General features: G+C 72.0%; 19 protein-coding genes. 10 read left to right on the forward strand and 9 right to left on the reverse strand.

The window, feature by feature from the left end; all coding sequences use genetic code 11:
* Positions 1–119: 119 nt before the first annotated feature.
* The 3 genes from DEJ49_RS16225 to DEJ49_RS16235 are packed head-to-tail and all read left to right on the forward strand — an operon-like array spanning position 120 to position 2,071.
* Entirely contained in the window at positions 120–494 is a 375-nt protein-coding gene (locus tag DEJ49_RS16225; RefSeq protein ID WP_150184787.1) for a PadR family transcriptional regulator, read from the forward strand.
* Positions 472–1,551, forward strand: coding sequence for a hypothetical protein (locus DEJ49_RS16230; RefSeq protein WP_150184788.1), 1,080 nt, complete (start codon positions 472–474; stop codon positions 1,549–1,551). Before DEJ49_RS16225 ends, DEJ49_RS16230 begins: the two co-directional genes overlap by 23 nt.
* 10 nt (positions 1,552–1,561) lie before the next feature.
* A complete protein-coding gene (locus DEJ49_RS16235) occupies positions 1,562–2,071 on the forward strand; it encodes a GNAT family N-acetyltransferase (RefSeq protein ID WP_150184789.1) in 510 nt (169 codons plus the stop codon).
* A gap of 17 nt (positions 2,072–2,088) precedes the next feature.
* Here the strand turns inward: DEJ49_RS16235 and DEJ49_RS16240 are convergent, their stop codons facing one another.
* The 4 genes from DEJ49_RS16240 to DEJ49_RS16255 all read right to left on the reverse strand — a co-directional run bounded on the left by DEJ49_RS16240 (position 2,089) and on the right by DEJ49_RS16255 (position 5,997).
* Complete coding sequence (locus DEJ49_RS16240; protein ID WP_411757165.1) at positions 2,089–3,537, reverse strand: M1 family metallopeptidase; 1,449 nt, start codon at positions 3,535–3,537, stop codon at positions 2,089–2,091.
* 62 nt (positions 3,538–3,599) lie between these two features.
* Positions 3,600–4,766 (reverse strand): YncE family protein, encoded by a 1,167-nt coding sequence (locus DEJ49_RS16245; protein ID WP_150184790.1) that lies wholly within the window; start codon positions 4,764–4,766, stop codon positions 3,600–3,602.
* The gene (locus tag DEJ49_RS16250; RefSeq protein WP_150184791.1) at positions 4,763–5,365 is read right to left on the reverse strand and encodes an ankyrin repeat domain-containing protein; all 603 of its coding nucleotides are present in this window, start codon (positions 5,363–5,365) and stop codon (positions 4,763–4,765) included. The genes DEJ49_RS16245 and DEJ49_RS16250 overlap by 4 nt, the downstream gene beginning before the upstream one ends.
* Before the next feature lie 74 nt (positions 5,366–5,439).
* Entirely contained in the window at positions 5,440–5,997 is a 558-nt protein-coding gene (locus DEJ49_RS16255; protein WP_150184792.1) for a GlcG/HbpS family heme-binding protein, read from the reverse strand.
* 266 nt (positions 5,998–6,263) lie between these two features.
* On the opposite strand from DEJ49_RS16255, the gene DEJ49_RS16260 reads away from it, so the two are divergent.
* Both DEJ49_RS16260 and DEJ49_RS16265 read left to right on the forward strand, forming a co-directional pair.
* Entirely contained in the window at positions 6,264–7,478 is a 1,215-nt protein-coding gene (locus DEJ49_RS16260) for a sensor histidine kinase (RefSeq protein WP_223832860.1), read from the forward strand.
* Positions 7,475–8,113: a response regulator gene (locus DEJ49_RS16265; RefSeq protein ID WP_150184794.1), complete on the forward strand. Its 639-nt coding sequence runs from the start codon at positions 7,475–7,477 to the stop codon at positions 8,111–8,113. Before DEJ49_RS16260 ends, DEJ49_RS16265 begins: the two co-directional genes overlap by 4 nt.
* Before the next feature lie 27 nt (positions 8,114–8,140).
* Here DEJ49_RS16265 and DEJ49_RS16270 read toward each other — a convergent pair whose 3' ends face one another.
* Positions 8,141–8,764, reverse strand: coding sequence for a Uma2 family endonuclease (locus DEJ49_RS16270; RefSeq protein ID WP_411757166.1), 624 nt, complete (start codon positions 8,762–8,764; stop codon positions 8,141–8,143).
* Positions 8,765–8,918: 154 nt separating this feature from the next.
* Here DEJ49_RS16270 and DEJ49_RS16275 point away from each other — a divergent pair, with 154 nt between their 5' ends.
* Positions 8,919–9,419, forward strand: coding sequence for a hypothetical protein (locus tag DEJ49_RS16275; protein WP_150184795.1), 501 nt, complete (start codon positions 8,919–8,921; stop codon positions 9,417–9,419).
* Positions 9,420–9,461: 42 nt separating this feature from the next.
* Here the strand turns inward: DEJ49_RS16275 and DEJ49_RS16280 are convergent, their stop codons facing one another.
* On the reverse strand, positions 9,462–10,148 hold the full coding sequence (locus tag DEJ49_RS16280; protein ID WP_150184796.1) for a pentapeptide repeat-containing protein: 687 nt from the start codon (positions 10,146–10,148) through the stop codon (positions 9,462–9,464).
* 139 nt (positions 10,149–10,287) lie between these two features.
* Here DEJ49_RS16280 and DEJ49_RS16285 point away from each other — a divergent pair, with 139 nt between their 5' ends.
* The 3 genes from DEJ49_RS16285 to DEJ49_RS16295 all read left to right on the forward strand — a co-directional run bounded on the left by DEJ49_RS16285 (position 10,288) and on the right by DEJ49_RS16295 (position 13,876).
* The gene (locus tag DEJ49_RS16285) at positions 10,288–11,499 is read left to right on the forward strand and encodes an NAD(P)-binding protein (protein ID WP_150184797.1); all 1,212 of its coding nucleotides are present in this window, start codon (positions 10,288–10,290) and stop codon (positions 11,497–11,499) included.
* A 58-nt stretch (positions 11,500–11,557) separates the two neighbouring features.
* Positions 11,558–12,574: a zinc-binding dehydrogenase gene (locus DEJ49_RS16290; RefSeq protein ID WP_150184798.1), complete on the forward strand. Its 1,017-nt coding sequence runs from the start codon at positions 11,558–11,560 to the stop codon at positions 12,572–12,574.
* A 78-nt stretch (positions 12,575–12,652) separates the two neighbouring features.
* Positions 12,653–13,876: a GNAT family N-acetyltransferase gene (locus DEJ49_RS16295; RefSeq protein WP_150188277.1), complete on the forward strand. Its 1,224-nt coding sequence runs from the start codon at positions 12,653–12,655 to the stop codon at positions 13,874–13,876.
* Positions 13,877–13,883: 7 nt separating this feature from the next.
* Here the strand turns inward: DEJ49_RS16295 and DEJ49_RS16300 are convergent, their stop codons facing one another.
* From DEJ49_RS16300 to DEJ49_RS16310, 3 genes are all read right to left on the reverse strand, one after another.
* Positions 13,884–14,360: a GNAT family N-acetyltransferase gene (locus DEJ49_RS16300; protein ID WP_150184799.1), complete on the reverse strand. Its 477-nt coding sequence runs from the start codon at positions 14,358–14,360 to the stop codon at positions 13,884–13,886.
* A 93-nt stretch (positions 14,361–14,453) separates the two neighbouring features.
* Positions 14,454–15,341: an aminoglycoside phosphotransferase family protein gene (locus DEJ49_RS16305; protein WP_150184800.1), complete on the reverse strand. Its 888-nt coding sequence runs from the start codon at positions 15,339–15,341 to the stop codon at positions 14,454–14,456.
* A gap of 79 nt (positions 15,342–15,420) precedes the next feature.
* On the reverse strand, positions 15,421–16,206 hold the full coding sequence (locus tag DEJ49_RS16310) for a DsbA family protein (RefSeq protein ID WP_150184801.1): 786 nt from the start codon (positions 16,204–16,206) through the stop codon (positions 15,421–15,423).
* A 195-nt stretch (positions 16,207–16,401) separates the two neighbouring features.
* Between DEJ49_RS16310 and DEJ49_RS16315 the strand changes: the two genes are divergently transcribed.
* Positions 16,402–17,823 carry an NAD(P)/FAD-dependent oxidoreductase gene (locus DEJ49_RS16315; RefSeq protein ID WP_150184802.1) on the forward strand — a complete coding sequence of 474 codons (1,422 nt, stop codon included), beginning with the start codon at positions 16,402–16,404 and terminating at the stop codon, positions 17,821–17,823.
* Positions 17,824–18,035 lie beyond the last annotated feature (212 nt).

Genomic DNA, 18,035 nt, shown 5'->3' on the forward strand with positions numbered 1-18,035 from the left:
CGGCGGCGGAACGGGGTTTTACAGGACCCCGACTATTCTGGATACTGTAATAGTCCGCGAAACCGAAGACACGGCCCGCACGGACCGAAGACACGACCACACGCCGAAGAGAGGAACCCGTGGCCGCCGCCCCACCCACCGCCTGGACCCGCGCCGCGCTCCCGCTCTGTCTGCTCGGCATCCTGGACGGCGAGCCGAAGAGCTACGGGTACGCGCTGCTCAGCCGGCTCGGCGACGCGGGGCTCGACGGCGTGAAGCCCGCGACCCTCTACCCCGCCCTCACGCGCCTCGAAGAAGAAGGCGCCGTCGAGGTCGAGTGGGGGGCGGGCGACGGCGGACCAGGGCGGAAGTACTACCGGATCACCGAGGAGGGGCGAGTGAGGCTGCGGCGCGACCAAGCCGCATGGGGGGACTTCTCCCGTACCGTCGCCTCGCTCCTGCCGGCCGAGGCCGAGGCCGAGGGGGAAGCACGTGAGCAAGTCAGCGGCGCCTGAGATCAGTTGGGCGCGCAAGGAGGACGAGGAGTGGGCCGACACCGTGCAGGTGCGGCTCGCGTTCGACGAGGAGGTGCCGGTCGGGTTCGCCGAGGAAGTGCTCGTCGAGGCCCGCCAACTCGTCGAAGAGGCCGGGCAGCCCGCCCGCGAGGTGTTCGGGGACCCGGCCGCGTACGCCCGCAGCGTCGCCGCCGAGCGGGTCAGCGAGACGTACCGGGCCGGGATCGACACGCGTGGGATGCGGCCCGCCGAACGGCTCGGCGCCGCGCTCGGCTCCATGGGGTTCCTCGTGTTCGCCGTCTTCGGGCTCGTCTGGATCCAGGACGGCCTGTGGGTCGGCGTGAACTGGGCCTCGGTCGCGACCTTCACGGGGATCGGCGTGGGCGTCTCGGCGGGATGCGTCGCATTCGTCGCCCGTGCCGCCGGGCTGTTCCGGGGCATGTGGTGGTTCCTGGCCGGCGCGGCGGCCGCATTCGCGGGCGCCGTCACTCTCGCCGGCACGCTCTCCGACGAGCGCCTCTTCCGCGTGCCCGCGCCGGTCCTCATGCTGGCCGGCGTCCCGCTGGCCGTCGCCGCTTTCCTGCTCCCGGAGGAGAGGATCAACCGTTGGTTCACGCCCGCCCGTCCGGCGGGCGGCCTGGACGACGAGCAGTGGCTGGCCCGCCTGGACGGGCTGCTGCGCGGGCGGCACGGCATGAAGGCCGCCGAGGCCCGCGCCCACGTGGAGGAAGTCCGCCAGCACCTCGCCGCGGCCACCGGGGACACGCGCGCCGAGCACGCTTTCGGTGACGTCGAGATCTACGCCCTGCGCCTCTCCGAGGGCCCGCGCAGGCAGCAGCGCATCACGCGCCAGAAGCTTTACGGCGCCCTCGCCTCGTCCGTGCTCTTCGGCGTCCTCACCGTCGACAGCCTGCTCGACCCGCACGACCGCTCCTCCGGCTGGGTCGCCTGTTACGTGGGGGCGTTCGGCTGCGCGGCATGGGGTGCGGTCAGCGAATGGCGCACCCTGCGCAAACAGCGCGCGGCCCTCGCGGACCCCGCGGCCCGCAAGCCATAACCTGCCCCGCATGATCCTCGAACCGCTCGTCGCCGTCGACGGCGCACTGCCCGGCCACCTCCTCACCGAGGTGACCGGGCTCTACGCGTCGAACCACGCGTTCTTCGCGCTCAGCGGCGACTTCCCCGATCCCGACGACATCCGCGTCGAACAGGTCGCGAAGGCCCTCGCCGACGAGCTCGCGCACCCGGACGCCGAAGTGCTGCTCGCGCGCTCGCGCGGCCGTCTCGTCGGCGTCGTCCTCACCCTCGCCCGCCATCCGGACCCGACCGATCCCGACCCGTGGATCGGGCTCCTCATGGTCGACGCAAGCTTGCATCGCACCGGGGTGGGGCGGGAGTTGGCGGCGCTCGTCGAGGAGCGGTTCCGGGCGGCGGGGCGTGACGCCGTGCGCCTCGCGGTCCTGGAGAACAACCCGAAGGCACTCCGCTTCTGGACCGCGCTCGGCTACCTCGTCATCGGGCACCGCGAGGACCGCGCGCGGCACCGCCCGTGCGCGGTCCTGCGCAAGGCTCTGTGAACCGATGACACCCGCCCTCAGGGGCTGTCCGGCTTTCCGTCCCCGTACAGCCAGTCGCCCCAGATCCTGCTGACCTTCTCGCGCGCCTCGTCGCCGCCCGCGTTCCGTTCGACGTACTCCGTGAAGTCCTTGGTGTCCGCGTTCTTGTGCCGGTACGTCTTCGTCCAGCCCTGCACGATGTCGTAGAACGCGTCGTCGCCGACGGCCCGGCGGATCTTGTGGATGACCATGGCGGCCCGGTCGTACACGGGCGGGTCGGAGATGCTCGCGGCGTCCGTGGGCCGCGCGGGCGGGAACGCCCAGATCGCCTCGTTGTCCGCCTTGTCCTCGTAGTAGTCGCCCTTGTAGAGCGCGTCGAAGGTCTTCTGGGCGCTGTCCCCGTCGTGGTCCTCGTCGTACAGCCACGTCGCGTACGTCGCGAAGCCCTCGTTGAGCCACATGTCCTGCCACGACTTGGGCGTGACGGAGTTGCCGAACCACTGGTGGGCCAGCTCGTGGACGAGGAGGTCGGTGCTGGGGGCACCGGGGAAGACGGGGCGGTTCTGGGTCTCAAGCGCGTAGCCCGCGTCGTCCTCGCGGTCCACGATCGCGCCGGTGGAGGAGAAGGGGTAGGGGCCGAAGTTGTACTCGGACCACTCGATGACGTCCGGGATCTTCGCGAGGACCTTCTTGCTCGCCTTCGCCTGCGAGGGGTCGACGGCCGTGATGACCGGCAGCCCGTCCTTCGTCGTCGACGTCTCCATCTCGTACGCGCCGATGGCCACGGTCGCCAGGTAGCTCGCCATGGGTTCGGCGCTGTGCCAGGCGAACGTGGTGCGGCCGTTCTTCGTCGACTCGCGCGTCAACTCGCCGTTGGATACGGCCTTCAGGCCCTTGGGGACGGTGACCTGTATGTCGTACGAGGCCTTGTCGCTCGGGTGGTGGTTGCCGGGGAACCACGCCATCGACCCGGCCGGTTCGCCGAGCGCGAGCGCGCCGTCGTCCGTCTTCAGCCAGCCCTCTTCGGCGCCGTCGTCGTCGGTGATGGTCTCCGGGGTGCCGGAGTAGCGGACCACCGCGCGGAACGTCTCGCCCCGGTCGAGCTCGTCGGCCGGGCGGACCCGCAGCTCATGGCCGGCGCGCTGGAAGCGGGCGGCCTTGCCCTCGACGGTGATGCCGGAGACGTCGAGGCCCTTGAGGTCGAGGTTGAAGGAGCTGAGGTTCTTGGTGGCGCGGGCGGTGATCTCGGCGGTCCCGGTGAGGTGCCTGGAGTCGGGGTCGTAGCCGAGGGTCAGGCCGTAGTGCGCGACGTCGTAACCGCCGTTGCCCAGCCTGGGGAAGTACGGGTCGCGCACGCCGTCGCGGCCCGGCGTGCCGTCGACGCCCGCCCCGCTGCAGCCACCGATGGTCGCGAGCAGGGCGAGGGCACAGGTGAGGGTGGCGGCTCGGGCGGTGGCGGCTCGGGCGGCCGTGGATCGCAGTTGCACGCCGGTGATCTTATGCGGCAAATGTTCGGAGCGGGGCGGTATGAACTCGGTGGCGGGCCCCGTCAGAGCACCGCGATGCCCAACGGCCGCTCCCCCGCCGGGAGTCGGCGCACCGACCCGTCCGCAGTGTCGACGACGGAGATGCCGTTCCAGTAGCCGTCGCGGGTGAAGCCGCCCGTGACATACGCGGTACGGCCGTCCTCGGACACGGCGACGTCCTCGTGCGGCCCGTCCAGCGGGATCACCCGCTCCTTGCCGTCCTTCGTCCGCACCGTCAGCGACGGCCCTTCGTCGGCGTCCGGGTCGATGGGCCCGGTGCCGACCGCGTACAGCGTGCCGTCGTCCGTCACCGTCACGCCGTGCTGGTGCGTGTTGGCGGTCATCTTCTCGACGTCGTACTCGCCGGTGCGCAGATCGAGTACGACGAGCTTCTCGCCCTCGAAGGGCAGCAGCAGCTTCCCGTCGGCGGGCCGCACGGCCGTGTAGTGCGGCTTCAGCCAGGAGCCGAGGCCGCCTTCCGTGCCGTAGGGGGCGACTTCTATGCGGCGCGGCTTCGACTTCGGCCTCGACTTCTTCGACTTCGGCGAGTCCGCGCGTACGACGGTCACGTCGAACGAATCGTGGTCGGTCGCGTAGATCTCGCGGCCGTCCTTCGACACGTCGACGTCGAAGGGCCGCCGCCCGACGGGCACGGTGTCGGTGACCTCGCGCTCGTCCGCGTCGATGATCTCCAGGACCCCGTTGCCGTCGGGCACGTTGACGCCCACGTAGACGTGCCTGCCGTCGGGCGCGAGGGCGATGCCCATGCCGCCGCCGCGGTACTCGCCGGTCGTGACGGGCCCTGTCTCCGTCGCGTACGGGATGCGGTCGACGCGCTTGCGTACGGCGGTGTCGACGACGGCCACGCCCTCGGCGGTCGCCACCCAGGCACGGCCGTCCTCGCCGACGGCAAGCCCGTAGGGCGCCTTCCCGACCTGCACGGAGTCGATGGGGCCCTTGTCCGGGTCGACGAAGGTGACCGTGTCCGACCCGAAGTCGGCCACGAGGAGGGTGCCTTCGGGGGTCTTGGTGGTGGTGGGGAGGGTGGTGGCGGGGCGTGCGGGGCCGGGGGCGGTCGACGACGCGGGGCCGTCATCGCCCGTGCCGCAGCCCGCCAGGACCGCCCCCGCCAGTACGGCCGACGTGGCGGTGAGGACGACCGACCGGGCCGCCGCCGCACGCCGCTTCACGCCGCGCCCCGCAGCAGCCGCGCGATGCCGTCGAAGCCGCGCCGTTCCGCGTGCGCGAGCGGCGTGACGCCGTCCCGGTCCGTGAGGTCCGGCGTCGCGCCCGCGGCGAGGAGCAGCTCGACGATCTCCTGGTGCGCGCGGCCGCCGTCGCCGAGGATCACGGCCTCCAGGAGGGCGGTCCAGCCGAGGTCGTTGACGTGGTCGACGTCGATGTCGGTGACGCGCAGCACTTCCCGTACGTACGCGACATGCCCGCGCTCCGACGCGGGGATCACGGAGATCCCGCCGAAGCGGTTGCGCAGCGTCAGGTCGGGCCCGGCGGGCAGCAGCACATGCAGCATGGCGACGCTGCCCGTCACGCCGGTGACCAGCCAGGGGCTGTCGGAACGGTGGTCCTGCGCGTCGACGTCCGCGCCGGCCGCGACGAGCACGCGGGCCGCCTCGACGTGGTCGCCGAGCGCGGCGAGCAGCAGCGGGCTGCGCAGCTCGGTGTCGCGCGCCTCGACGCGGGCGCCCTCGGCGAGGGCGGCGGTCACTTCGGCGGCGTTCCCGGCCCGCGCGGCGTCGAGCAGCCGCCGGTCGGCAGCGGTGGTGTTCATGGCGGATCTCCTCGTCGTGCGGGCCCCCGCGCGGACGGGCGCGGGGGCCGGGAACAGCCTGTACTGCATGGGGCTCAGCGGTTGAGAGCGGCCACGCCCGCCTTCGCGAACTTCTCGTCCAGGTCGCCGCTCGGGGCGCCCGCGACACCGATGCCCGCGACGGGCGCGCCCTTGGCGGTGACCGGCGCGCCGCCCGCGAGGAACAGGGTGCCGGGGATGTCCTTCAGGTTCGGGGCCTGCTCCAGGCGCTTGGTCAGCTCGGAGGTGGGCGCGTTCCAGGACACGGCGGTGTACGCCTTCTTCACGGCGGACTCGGGGGACTGCGGGCCCGCGCCGTCGCCGCGCAGCTCGACGATGGTGTTGCCGTTGCGGTCGACGACGGCGACGGAGACGCGCTGGTTCTCCTTCTTCGCGGCGTCGAGGGTGGCCTGCGCGGCCTTGGTGGCGGCGGCGACCGTGAGGTGCGTGGACTGCGTCAGGTTCTTGTTGCCGGCGTCGGCGGTGACGGCGGCCTTGGAGGCGGCGTCGGGGGTGCCCGCGGTGGCGGAGACGGCGCCGAAGGTACCGGCGCCGAGGACGGCGGCGGTGGCGGCGACGGTGAGGACGCGGGTGCGGCGGGAGAGCTTCTGCATCGGGGGCTCCTGGGTGGTCGGCTCGTGGGGCGTTCGAGGGGTTCTTGCCTCTGCCCTCAATGCTGTGGCGGCACCCGGGCCCCACCCCTCCACGTACCGGCTCTGTGCGACGCGCGACTCGGCCGACACCAGGGTCAACCGATCGGTTGACCCCTGCGGGGTCCCGGTGGGCCACAATGAGGGTGTTTGCCCAGTTCAGGATGGCCGTACGGGATGGCCGTACGAGAAGGCCGTACGAGATGCCCGTACGAGAAGGAGGCCCCGCCATGGGACAGCACACGCCGGGCCTCGACCCCCGCGCCCCCGACCCCGACGCCCGCTGGCTCGCGGCCGTCATGCACACCGCGTTCTTCCTGCTCCTCGGGTCGTCGCTGGCGCGTTTCCTGATGCGGCACCCCGGCGAGCCCCGCACCCCGTGGATCATCGCGCTCTCGGTCTCCCTCGCGCTGCTCTACGTGCTCGGCCCCACCGTCGGCGCCCGCCCCACCGCGCCGCGCCGCCTGATCTGGCTGAGCCTGGTCGTGGCCGTCTGGGTCGTCATCGTCATACTCGCGCCGAGCTTCGCGTGGTGCGCGGTGCCGCTCTTCTACACCGGGCTCCGTACGCTGCCGCCGCGCGCCGCCCTCCTCCTGGTGGCCGTCCTGACCGCGTTCGTGGTCGTCGCGCAGCTGAAGCTCGCGGGCGCCTTCGACCCGATACTGCTGTTCGCGCCGCCCGCGTGGGCGGCCGTCGCCGCGGCCGTGTTCCTGTACATGCAGCGGCAGGCCGCCCGCCAGCGCGAACTGATCGACGACCTGATCCGCACGCGCCGCGAACTGGCCGCGACCGAGCGCCGCGAGGGCACACTCGCCGAGCGCCAGCGACTGTCCATGGAGATCCACGACACCCTCGCGCAGGGCCTCTCCAGCCAGCAGATGCTGCTGCAGGCCGCCGACCGCGTCTGGGACACGGACCCGGCGAAGGCGCGCACGCACGTCCGCACCGCGGAGTCGATCACCGAGCACGGTCTCGCGGAGGCCCGCCGCTTCGTGCAGGACCTGGCGCCGGCGGACCTCGCGGACGGCGGCGGTCTCCCCCAGGCGCTGCGGGCGCTCGCGGAGCGCGAGTCGGACGCGGGGCTCACCGTCCGCTTCCACGCGGAGGGCACCGCGCCGCCGCTGCCCGACCGGGTCAGCTCGGCGCTGCTGCGCATCGCGCAGGGCGCGCTGGCGAACGTACGCGAGCACGCGGACGCGTCCACGGCCGCGCTGACCCTGACGTTCCTCGACGACCAGGTGGTCCTGGACGTCGCGGACGACGGCAAGGGCTTCACGCCACCGACCGTTACTCGCGGTGCCGCTGCGGGTGTACGCGGACACGGCCTCCCCGCGATCCGCGCGCGGGCCCATCAGCTCGGCGGCACACTGACCATCGAGTCGGCGCCCGGCGAGGGCGCGGTCCTGTCCGTATCGATCCCGCTGACCCCACTGGAGGCACAGTGACCGTCCCCGCCCCCGTCCGCCTGCTGGTCTGCGACGACCACGTCGTCGTACGCGCGGGCCTGCTCGCCCTGCTCGGCAGCGCGCCGGACATCGAGGTGGTCGGCGAGGCGGGCACGGGCGAGGAGGCGGTGGCGCTGGCCGCGAAGCTGACGCCGGACGTCGTCCTGATGGACCTGCAGCTGGGCGAGGGCATCGACGGCGTGGAGGCCACCCGCCGCATCACGTCGTCGCCACCCCCGACCCCCCACGTCCTGGTCCTGACGACCTACGACACGGACGCGGACATCACCCGCGCCATCGAGGCGGGCGCGACGGGCTACCTGCTCAAGGCGGAGCGCCCCGAGGAACTCTTCTCCGCGATCCAGGCGGCCTCCCAGGGCCGCACCGCGCTCTCTCCTCCGGTCGCGTCCCGCGTCATGGCCCGCATGCGCGCCCCCCGGCCCACACTCACCGACCGCGAACGCGACATCCTCGGCCAGCTCTCCCAGGGCCTCGGCAACCGCGAGATCGCCCGGGCCCTCTTCATCAGCGAGGCCACGGTGAAAACCCACCTGGGCCGCATCTACGACAAGCTCGGCGTGGACACGCGGGCGGGCGCGGTAGCGGTGGCGAAGGAACAACGCCTACTGCCGTGAGGCCGTTGCGCGCAGCCCTGAGGCGGTTCAGAACTCGCTGGTGTCGAGCTCGAAGCCGAGGGGTTCCGGGAGGGGGACGACCTTGGAGAGCTTGAAGATCTCCTGGTGCTCGTACTCCTCGCCGGCGGGCTCCGTGTAGAGCACGGCGTTCCCCGCCTCGCGGTCGATGAGCAGGTAGACGGGGATGCCGGCGCGGGCGTAACCGAGGATCTTCTTGTGACGGTCGTTGTCGCCGGTGGACCGGGAGGTGACTTCCGCTACGAGGAGGACGGCGGCGGGGTCGTGGTACTTGTCCTCGTTGGCGAAGCTGCCCTTGGGGGCCAGCACCAGGTCCGGCATGACCTGGCCGGTCGACGAGGCGCCCGGCACGTAGAGACCGATACTCGTGTAGCGCCCCAAATCCTTGCGGTGGTCACGCACCTGCCCGTTGATTTCGGACACGTATTCCTCATGCTCTCCACTGCCCGGTGACGTCACGTGGATCTCCCCCTCGATCAACTCCACGCGCCACCCTTCGGGGGAGAACGCGTCGAACCAGACGAAGGCTTCTTCCACCGGCATGTCAGGTACCCGGTCCATGACCAGGCTCATCAGTGACCCGAGGTCGAAGCCGTCACCGGGCTCGCACTCCGGAAGAGGCATCGCTGCCATGACAGAACCTCCTTCGTTCAAGGCGACACTGTCAGCACGGGCCGCACGGATCCGGGCAACCCAATCCGTTCACTCGAACGCGCGATCGCTAACGTTTCTGCAGGTCAGCGCCCTGACGCCAGCCCACCCGCCCCGACCATGACACCATCGACCCGTGCTCGACATCGGCTACGCCCTCTCCCGCCGCTTCCCCGACCCCGCCCAGCTGGACTACAGCCGCGCGGACGTCCACACGCTGCGTCACGACCTGTTCTGCGGGGACGTGTATCTCGCGGACACCAAGGCGGACCGGGAGCTGTCCACAGCCTGGGGGTGGGTTCCCGTGCTGGACTTCGCGTGGGCGCTGTGCGACATCGTCGAGACCCTCGACAAGGACCCGATGGGCAGCCGCGCCTCCCGCCCCCAGTACGCGGAGCTCGACTTCACGGAGTCGACGGACCGCATGCTGTTCGCCCGCCGTTTCGGCTGGGTGGACATCGAGGCGGACTGGATGGACCCGGACGAGGCGCCGCTGACCTTCTCGCACACCGAGCTCCGCCGCGAGGCGCGCGACTTCCTGCACGATCTGGTCGCCGACCTGACGGACCTCCACGACTCCCTCGCGGACAACCCCGCGATCTGGTCACTCCTTTCGCGCTTCCCCCGCACTCAGTAGCCCGCGAGACAGTAGAGACAGCAGCCCGCGAGGGAGCCGCCGCTACTCCCCCGGTCCTGCCACCCGCACCCCCACCTGCGCCGCGAACGCCGGGGCCAGTTCCATCAGCTGGGACGGGCTGATCACCGCACCGGCGAGACGCTCGATGCCCCGCGCGATGTCCAGCTCCGCCGCGTCCCGCAGGTCCACGTCCGTCATCCGCGCCCCCGTGAAGTCGGCGCCCCGCACCACGCAGTCCCGGAACTCCACCCGCTCCAGCGACGCCTGCCCGAAGTCCGGCTCCACCAGCACGCACCCCTCGAACACGACGTCCCGCAGCCGCGCCTTCCGCAGGTTCACGTAGTCGATCTTGCCGCCGCGCACCACGACCCGCTCCAGCACACCCCCGTGCAACTGCACGCCCCCGAGCCGCGCGTCGACGACCTCGACGTCCCGCAGCGACGCCTCGGCGAGATCCGTCCCCACCCCGCGCGGCTCCGTCAGCACGGAGTCCACGAACCGCGCCCTGACCAGCCGCGTCTCGTCGACCGCACACCCCGTCACCGCGCAGTCCATGAACAGGGCCCCGCCGCCGTCCTGACCGCCGAGGTCGAGCTCCTTGAACTCCACCCCGTCGTAGTCCCCGTCGGGCCGCAGCTCCCCTCCGTCGAACGGCCGGAGCGGAGGCAGCCGCACCTCGGCCCGTCGAACCGCCTCGACCACCCGTACCGGTTTCGTCCTCCGCACCATTCCCCCATCGTGCACCCCACCACTGACAACGCCCGCGGACCACCCGAGAACCCGGCCCACGGCCCGATGTCACATCCCGGCCACCCCCATACGTCCAAGAGATGAAGTCCACGCACCCGGCCCGAGGGAGCCCACCCCCATGCCCACGTCCACACCCACGCCCCCCACCAGGCCAAGCCTCAGGCTCACCGTCGTCGGCGGCGGCCTCGCCGGCCTCACCGCGGCCATCAGCGCCGCCGAGGCGGGCGCCCGCGTCACCCTCCGCGAGGCCCACCACACCCTCGGCGGCCGCGCCCGCACCTCCGAAGGCACGTACAAGACGAACGAGGGCCCCCACGCCCTCTACAGCGGCGGCCCCCTGTGGACCTGGCTCAAGCAGCGCGACCTGATCAGGCCGCTCGCCCCGCTCCCGCCCCTCGAAGGCGCCCGCCTGCGCCTGCTCCACGGAGGCGCGCTGCGCCGCACCCCGCCCCTCGCCATGCTCAAGCTCCTGCGCCGCAGGACCGAACAGGCACCGGTGGACCGCGACTTCATGTCCTGGGCCACGGAAGAGGTCGGCGAGGAGGGCGCACGCGCGGCCGCGCACTACGTCGCCGTCGCCACCTTCCACCACGACCCCGGCTCGCTCTCCGCCCGCTTCGTGCACGAGCGGCTGCGCCGCACCACCAAGCTGCCCCCGCAGGCGCACTACCCGCGCGGCGGCTGGGGTTCGGTCGTCGACCGCATGGCCGCGCTGGCCTGGAACATGGGCGTACGCACGGAGACGCTCGACCGGGTGGACACGCTCGACGACGCGTCCCAGGACGGTCCGGTCATCGTCGCGACCTCCCTCGACGCGGCCCACCGGCTCCTCGGCGACGCGTCCCTGCGCTGGGAGAGCGGCCGCACGGCACTCGTCGACGTGGCGTTCCGTTCCCGGAGGGGCGACCTGTTCGTCGTCTCCGACCTGGACAGGACGGGCTGGGTGGAGCGTTTCACCGCCCAGGACCGTACGCTCGCCCCCGCCGGGGAGCAGCTCGTACAGGCGCAGATCCCCCTCTCCCCCGACGAGACCAAGGCCGACGGCGTGGCGCACGCGGAGCACCTGCTCGACCTCGGCTTCCCGGGCTGGCGCGAGCGCCTGACGTGGCGCCGCGCCTCGGTCGCCAACGGTCGTACGGGCGCGGTGGACCGCCCCGGCACGACCTGGAGGGACCGTCCGGCGATCGACCGCGGGGACGGTGTCTACGTAGTGGGCGATCAGGTCGCGGCACCGGGGTTGCTGTCCGAGGTGTCGTTCAACAGCGCGGTGGAGGCGGTGTCGCTGGCCCTCACGAAGTCGGCGCTTGACCTCAAGTCCACTTCAGGTTGAAGGCTGAGGGCCACACGGACACACCCGGGCACACGGACACGCCCTTTAGGAGCCCCTCATGCGCGCCATCCGCCTCCACGCCTTCGGCCCCGCCGAGAACCTCGTCCTCGACGACATACCGGACCCCGAACCCGCGAAGGGCCAGGTCCGGATCACCGTGGCGGCGGCCGGCGTGCACCTCCTGGACACCGCGATCCGCGAGGGCATCCAGGGCCCGCTCCCCGAACTCCCCGCCCTGCCCACCGTCCCCGGCCGCGAGATCGCCGGCGTCGTCGACGCACTCGGCGACGACGTCCCCGCCCACTGGCTGGGCAAGCACGTCGTCGCCCACATCGGCTTCGCCCCCGGGGGCTACGCCGAGCGCGTCGTCACCGAGGCGTCCCGCCTCCACGGAGTACCGGACGGCCTCGACTCCGCGGAGGCGGTCGCCCTGATCGGCACGGGGCGTACGACGATGGGCATCCTGCAGTTCGCCACACTGACACCTGACTCCGTGGCCGTGATCCCCGCCGCAGCGGGCGGCATCGGCACGCTCCTCACGAAGTACGCGAAGCACCGCGGCGCCACCGTGATCGGCCTGGCGGGCGGCCCCGAGAAGAGGGCCCGCGTCCGCGCGAACGGCGCCGACCTCGCCGTGGACTACACCGACCCGAAGTGGCCCGAGAAGGTCCGCACGTACCTCACGGAGCGGCTCGACGGCCGCGCGGCCACCGTCGTCTTCGACGGCGTGGGCGGCGACGCGGGCCGGCACGCGGTGGACCTGCTGGGCCCCGGCGGCACGCACATCGTCTTCGGCTGGTCCGGAAAAGGGCCGCACGACGGTGAGCCGCTCACGTTCACCGAGGAGGAGCTCGCCGCGCGCGGCATCACGCAGCTCAACGTGCTCGGCCCGGCGATGATGCGGAAGGCGGGCGGCGACAACCCCGTCCGCACCCTTGAGCTGGCCGCCCTGAGCTCCGCGTCGCTGGGCCACTTCACCCCGGCCGTGCAGCGCTTCCCCCTCGCGGAGGCGGCCGCCGCACACCGCGCCCTGGAGTCCCGCGCCACGATGGGCAAGGTCGTCCTGATCCCTTGATCCCCTGATGACGGGATGCGCGCCGGAAAAATCCGGATGCCCGCACGGCATACGGGAACTACCGTCCGTTATATGGGTATGCAATCCGTCCAGTTCCGCGAGATCCCCGAGGCGGGGATCGACCGCGCGCTCTCGCTCTCCTACCTCGTCTTCCACGAGAACCCGGAGGACGAGAAGCGCAAGCACCACCACGACCTGCTGCGCGGCTGCACCCGCATCGGTGCGTACGAGGGCGACGAACTCGTCGGCCTGGTCGCGGCGTTCCCCTTCACCGTGTCCGTGCCGGGCGGCGAACTGCCCTGCCCCTGCCTGACGTTCGTCTCCGTGGCCCCGACGCACCGGCGGCGCGGCGTGCTCTCCGGCATGCTCGCGGAGCTGTTCGCGCGGGCCTCGGCGGACGGCGCCCCGATCGCGGCCCTGTGGGCGTCGGAGGACGCGATCTACGGAAGGTTCGGCTTCGGCCCCGCCACGCACGGCCACACCGTGGAGATCGACTCCCGGCGCCCGCTCGCCCTGCGCATCGCGCCGGACGAGCGGCCGCTGCGCCTGATCGACCCGTCCGACGCGCCCGACGTGCTCGGGGAGTACTACGACCGCACGCGCGCCGACCGCGCCGGACGCATCGCCCGCACCGAGGCGTGGTGGCGCGAGGAGTGGCTGGTGACGGAGGACGAGGAGGACGACGAGTTGTCGCCGCCGCGCGTGGTCGTCCTCGGCGCCCCTGACGACGCTGTCGCCGGGTACGCGATCTACCGCACCAGGACCCGCGACGACGCCCCCGGTCTCGTACGCCTCGACGAACTGGAGGCGGACACGCCGGCCGTCGCGGCCGCCCTCTGGCGCTACCTCGCGTCGATCGACCTGACAGGCCTCGTCCGCGCGTGGGGGCGCCCGGTGGACGACCCGCTGCACCTCTTCTCCGCCGACCGCGACCAGGTGCGCGTGACCGGCGAGTTCCCGGCGCTGTGGGTCCGTCTCGTCGACGTGCGCGGGGCACTGGAGGCCCGCTCGTGGGCGGCCCCGGTGGACGTCGTCCTCGACGTCCGCGACGACCGCCTCCCGGCCAACGAGGGCCGCCACCGCCTGACGGCGTCCCCCGAGGGGTGTACGTACGAGAGGACGGACGACCCCGCGGACCTCACCCTCGACGTGCGCGACCTGGCGGCCTGCTACCTGGGCGGTACGAAGACGGACGCCCTGATCCGCGCGGGCCTCGCCACGGAGCACACACCGGGCACGGCAGCGGTGCTGGACGCGGCCCTGCGCACGGCGCTGCTGCCGCACACGGTGGACGAGTTCTAGACCCGTTCTAGGAGCGGCCGAGCGCGTCCAGCGCGCCGTCGGTCAGCCGGTACACGGTCCACTCGTCCTGGGGCAGCGCCCCCAGCGACCGGTAGAAGTTGATCGACGGCTCGTTCCAGTCGAGGACGGACCATTCGAGGCGCTCGTAACCGCGCTCCACACAGATCCGTGCGAGCTCGGTGAGGAGCGCCTTGCCGTGCCCGCCGCCGCGCGCCTCGGGACGTACGTACAGGTCCTCCAGGTAGATCCCGTGCACACCGCGCCACGTCGAGAAGTTGAGGAACCACAGCGCGAACCCGACGACGTCGCCGGACGCGTCGTCCTCGGCGATGTGGGCGAAGGCGGCGGGGCGCTCCCCGAAGAGCGCCTCGCGCAGCTGTTCCTCGGTGGCCTTGGCCTCGTCGGGCACCTTCTCGTACGCGGCGAGGTCACGGACCAGGGCGTGGATGACGGGGACGTCGGCGGGAGTGGCGGTACGAATCATGGAGGCAGCAAGCCACGCGTGCCGCGCCGAGTCAACGCCGTCTCACCTTCCGACATCCGCCGACACCTGCCGAGCGTCCCGTGGCGCCCGGCCTCACCGGCCCAGTAGCCGCCGCGCGATCTCCATGTCGTCGGCCACCATCGGCCGCCCGTCCTCGGCCTCCCACAGCGCGTTCTGCAGGACCCGCCCGAGCGTCCAGGCGCGTGCCCGCTCACGGTCGAGGGCAAGGACCTCCGTCATCGCGTCGAACCGCCACAGCACGTCGTCCGCGTCGAACTTGTTGTCGAGGGCGGGCCAGAGGTCGAAGCCCGGGTCGCCCGCGAGCGGCTTCGGGTCGATGGCGAGCCACGGCTCGCGGTCGCCGGCGAGGACGTTCTCGAAGTGCAGGTCCCAGTGCAGCATCCGGTCGCCGGGCTCCCCCATGACCTCGCGCACCGCGCCCCCGCACCGCTCGACGAGGGCCCGCTCGGCCGGGTCGGCGATCGCCTTCAGCGCCTGCGGCAGGGCGTCGATCATCTCGGCGGCGATGTCGCCGAGCCCGCGCATGCCTTCGGGGGCGGGCGTCGCGGTGAGCCGGGCGAGGAGTTCGGCGAGGACGAGGACGGCCTTGCGGGTGTCGGCCATCGTCGACAGCATCCGCCCGGAGTCGAGGCGTTCGAGCAGCATCGTGCCAGTGGCGGCGTCGTGGTCGAGGAGCCTCACCGCCCCGTCGCCGTCCCACACCCGCAGCGCGACCGGCTCGCCCTCGGTCTCCTCGTCCAGGAGCTGGAACTTGACCGCGGCGGGCGTGCCGTCCGCGCGCACGACGGGCAGCACGAGCGCCGCCATGCCGTGCATCGGCTCGCCGTCGACGGTCAGGTCCCAGCGCTCCACGAACTCCCGTACGCGCGCGGGGAGCGCGGCGATGAAGGCACGCCCCGGCTCTCCCGCGTACAGGTGCTGCGACTCGACCAGGCCGTCCGGAATGCGAATGTCGATCACGTCCGGGACGATACCGACGCACCGGCACCACCGCACGGGAATTTTCCGGCGCGCGCCGACCCCGCGCCGTGGCCGCGTGCTAGGAAATCCCCTTCGCCTTCAGCTCCTTGGCGAACGCGCCCTGCTCGTACAGCGCGTCGCCGTCCGCCTTCTTCCCGTCGACGAAGACGGTGGGCGTGCCCGTGATGCCGTCGGCGCTGAAGGACTCCATCGCCTCGCCGACCCACTTCTTGTACGTCCCGTTGGTGACCGCCTTGTCGAAGGCGTCGCCGCGCAGCCCGTCGACCTTGTCGGCGATCTTCAGGAGGAACGCGGGCGTGTAGGCGTCGTCCGACTCCTCCTCGGCCTGGTTGGCGAAGACGGCGGCGTGGTACTGCGGGAACTTGCCCGCCTCCACGGAGGCCCGCAGCGCGTTCGCCGCGTTCACCGAGCCGCCGCCGCCGAGGTTCTTGTCGAGGAACGAGGCGATCGTGTACTCGACCTTGACCTTGCCGTCGGCCACCGGCTTCACCAGCGCCTGTGCCCCGCCGTCCTCGAACTTCTTGCAGAACGGGCAGCGCGGGTCCTCGTAGATCTTGACCGTATGCTTGGCCTTCGGATCGCCGACGGTGATCACGCCGCCCTTCACGGAGGCAGGCACGTCGGCGAGTTGCGCACTGGCGGGGGCGGGGGCCTTGGCCTCCGGAGCACCGGCGGCCGGGGACTTCTCCCCGGCCGACGCGGCGGGCTTCTCGCTGACGCGCTCGCCGCCCTTGGCGTCGTCGTCGCCGGGGCCGCAGGCGGACGCGGCCACCCCGATCAGCGCCGCTGTCGCCACCGCGGCGGCGACGCGCGCTGCCTTGCGCCCGGCCTTGTGTACGGCCATGAAAAGCCCTCCATCACATTCGTCACGTACCGCTCAAAGTATCGGAATCTACCCCGAGGGCCGTCGGCCGAACGACCCGCCCCCAGGGACTTACGGCCCTCCGCGCGAGACCACCGAAGCAACCGAAACGCCCGGGACGAACGCCGCGCACCGCCCCCCTCCCCACCACCCCCACCTGCGCAGTAACGTCCGCCCATGAGCAGCGCGAACAACACGCACCACGGGCCCGGCACGGTCAACGGCGGCATATCGTTCTGGTACGCGGACCACGGACTGCCCACCGCCCGCGAGCCCCTGACGTCCGACGCCACCGCGGACGTCTGCATCGTCGGCGGCGGCTACACCGGCCTGTGGACGGCGTACTACCTGAAGAAGGCCGCGCCCTTCCTCCGCGTCACCGTCCTGGAGCAGAAGTTCTGCGGCTACGGCGCGAGCGGACGCAACGGCGGCTGGCTCTACAACGGCATCGCGGGCCGCGACCGCTACGCGAAACTGCACGGCCATGAAGCGGCGGTCCGCCTCCAGCGAGCCATGAACGAAACCGTCACCGAAGTGATCCGGGTGGCCGCCGAGGAGTCGATCGACGCGGACATCCACCACGGCGGCGTACTCGAAATCGCCCACACACCCGCCCAGTTGACCCGCCTCAAAGCCTTCCACGCCGCAGAACTGTCGTACGGCGAGAAGGACCGCACCCTGCACGGCGCCCGCGAGACGGCCGAGCGGGTACGCGTGGCCGGCGCCGTCGGCTCGACGTGGACCCCGCACGGCGCACGCCTGCACCCGGTGAAACTCGTCCAGGGCCTGGCCGCGACGGTGGAGGCCCTCGGCGTCACCATCCACGAGTCGACCCCGGTCACGGAGATCAAGCCCAAACACGCGACGACCCCATACGGCACGGTCCGCGCCCCCTACATCCTGCGCTGCACGGAGGGCTTCACGGCATCCCTGAAGGGCCAACGCCGCACCTGGCTCCCCATGAACTCCTCAATGATCGCCACAGAACCCCTCACTGCCACCCAATGGAAATCCATCGGCTGGGAAGGCAAGGAAACCCTCGGCGACATGGCACACGCATACATGTACGCCCAACGCACCGCCGACGGCCGCATCGCACTCGGCGGCCGAGGCGTCCCATACCGCTACGCCTCCAAGACGGACAACGACGGCCGCACCCAACCCGCGACGATCACAGCCCTGCACGAGATCCTGACCCGCTTCTTCCCCCAACTGGCCGGCGTCGGCATCGCCCACGCCTGGTCCGGCGTCCTCGGCGTCCCCCGCGACTGGTGCGCCACGGTCACCCTGGACCGCGCCACGGGCCTCGGCTGGGCGGGCGGCTACGTCGGCTCGGGCGTAGCCACCACCAACCTGGCCGCCCGCACCCTCCGCGACCTGATCCAACAGGACTCGGGCCAAGCGGGCCCCACCGACCTGACCACCCTCCCCTGGGTCAACCACAAGGTCCGCCGCTGGGAACCGGAGCCACTCCGCTGGCTCGGCGTCCACGCGATGTACGCCACGTACAACGCAGCCGACCGCCGCGAACAAACCACCCACACGACGGACTCCTCCCGCCTGGCCCAGTGGGCGGACAGGGTGGCGGGCCGCCACTGAACGCCTGGCAGTACCTCGGCCGGCACTGCTGCTGGTGCGACGCTCCGATCCGGCAGGGGGCAAGGTCCGCCGGCCGCGCCGAAGGGCGCCTAGGTGCGCACGACTTGTCCATCGAGGTGTACGAGTGCGGGCCACACTGCCCGAAGCGCCCGGTCGGAGCCAGACTCGAAGACGGCGCTGCGGCTCATCATCCTCGCCGCCGTCATCTTCGG

This window comes from Streptomyces venezuelae, assembly GCF_008642335.1.
In the GTDB taxonomy this organism is placed as follows: Bacteria; Actinomycetota; Actinomycetes; order Streptomycetales; family Streptomycetaceae; genus Streptomyces; species Streptomyces venezuelae_F.

What these genes read in the sequence shown, in the direction of transcription:
- DEJ49_RS16310 (WP_150184801.1), bottom strand. Translation starts at nt 16,206, where the DNA reads ATGGCCGTACACAAGGCCGGGCGCAAGGCAGCGCGCGTCGCCGCCGCG.
- DEJ49_RS16290 (WP_150184798.1), top strand. Translation starts at nt 11,558, where the DNA reads ATGCGCGCCATCCGCCTCCACGCCTTCGGCCCCGCCGAGAACCTCGTC.
- DEJ49_RS16315 (WP_150184802.1), top strand. Translation starts at nt 16,402, where the DNA reads ATGAGCAGCGCGAACAACACGCACCACGGGCCCGGCACGGTCAACGGC.
- DEJ49_RS16255 (WP_150184792.1), bottom strand. Translation starts at nt 5,997, where the DNA reads ATGCAGAAGCTCTCCCGCCGCACCCGCGTCCTCACCGTCGCCGCCACC.
- DEJ49_RS16280 (WP_150184796.1), bottom strand. Translation starts at nt 10,148, where the DNA reads ATGGTGCGGAGGACGAAACCGGTACGGGTGGTCGAGGCGGTTCGACGG.
- DEJ49_RS16300 (WP_150184799.1), bottom strand. Translation starts at nt 14,360, where the DNA reads ATGATTCGTACCGCCACTCCCGCCGACGTCCCCGTCATCCACGCCCTG.
- DEJ49_RS16270 (WP_411757166.1), bottom strand. Translation starts at nt 8,764, where the DNA reads ATGGCAGCGATGCCTCTTCCGGAGTGCGAGCCCGGTGACGGCTTCGAC.
- DEJ49_RS16250 (WP_150184791.1), bottom strand. Translation starts at nt 5,365, where the DNA reads ATGAACACCACCGCTGCCGACCGGCGGCTGCTCGACGCCGCGCGGGCC.
- DEJ49_RS16235 (WP_150184789.1), top strand. Translation starts at nt 1,562, where the DNA reads ATGATCCTCGAACCGCTCGTCGCCGTCGACGGCGCACTGCCCGGCCAC.
- DEJ49_RS16285 (WP_150184797.1), top strand. Translation starts at nt 10,288, where the DNA reads ATGCCCACGTCCACACCCACGCCCCCCACCAGGCCAAGCCTCAGGCTC.
- DEJ49_RS16295 (WP_150188277.1), top strand. Translation starts at nt 12,653, where the DNA reads ATGCAATCCGTCCAGTTCCGCGAGATCCCCGAGGCGGGGATCGACCGC.
- DEJ49_RS16260 (WP_223832860.1), top strand. Translation starts at nt 6,264, where the DNA reads ATGGGACAGCACACGCCGGGCCTCGACCCCCGCGCCCCCGACCCCGAC.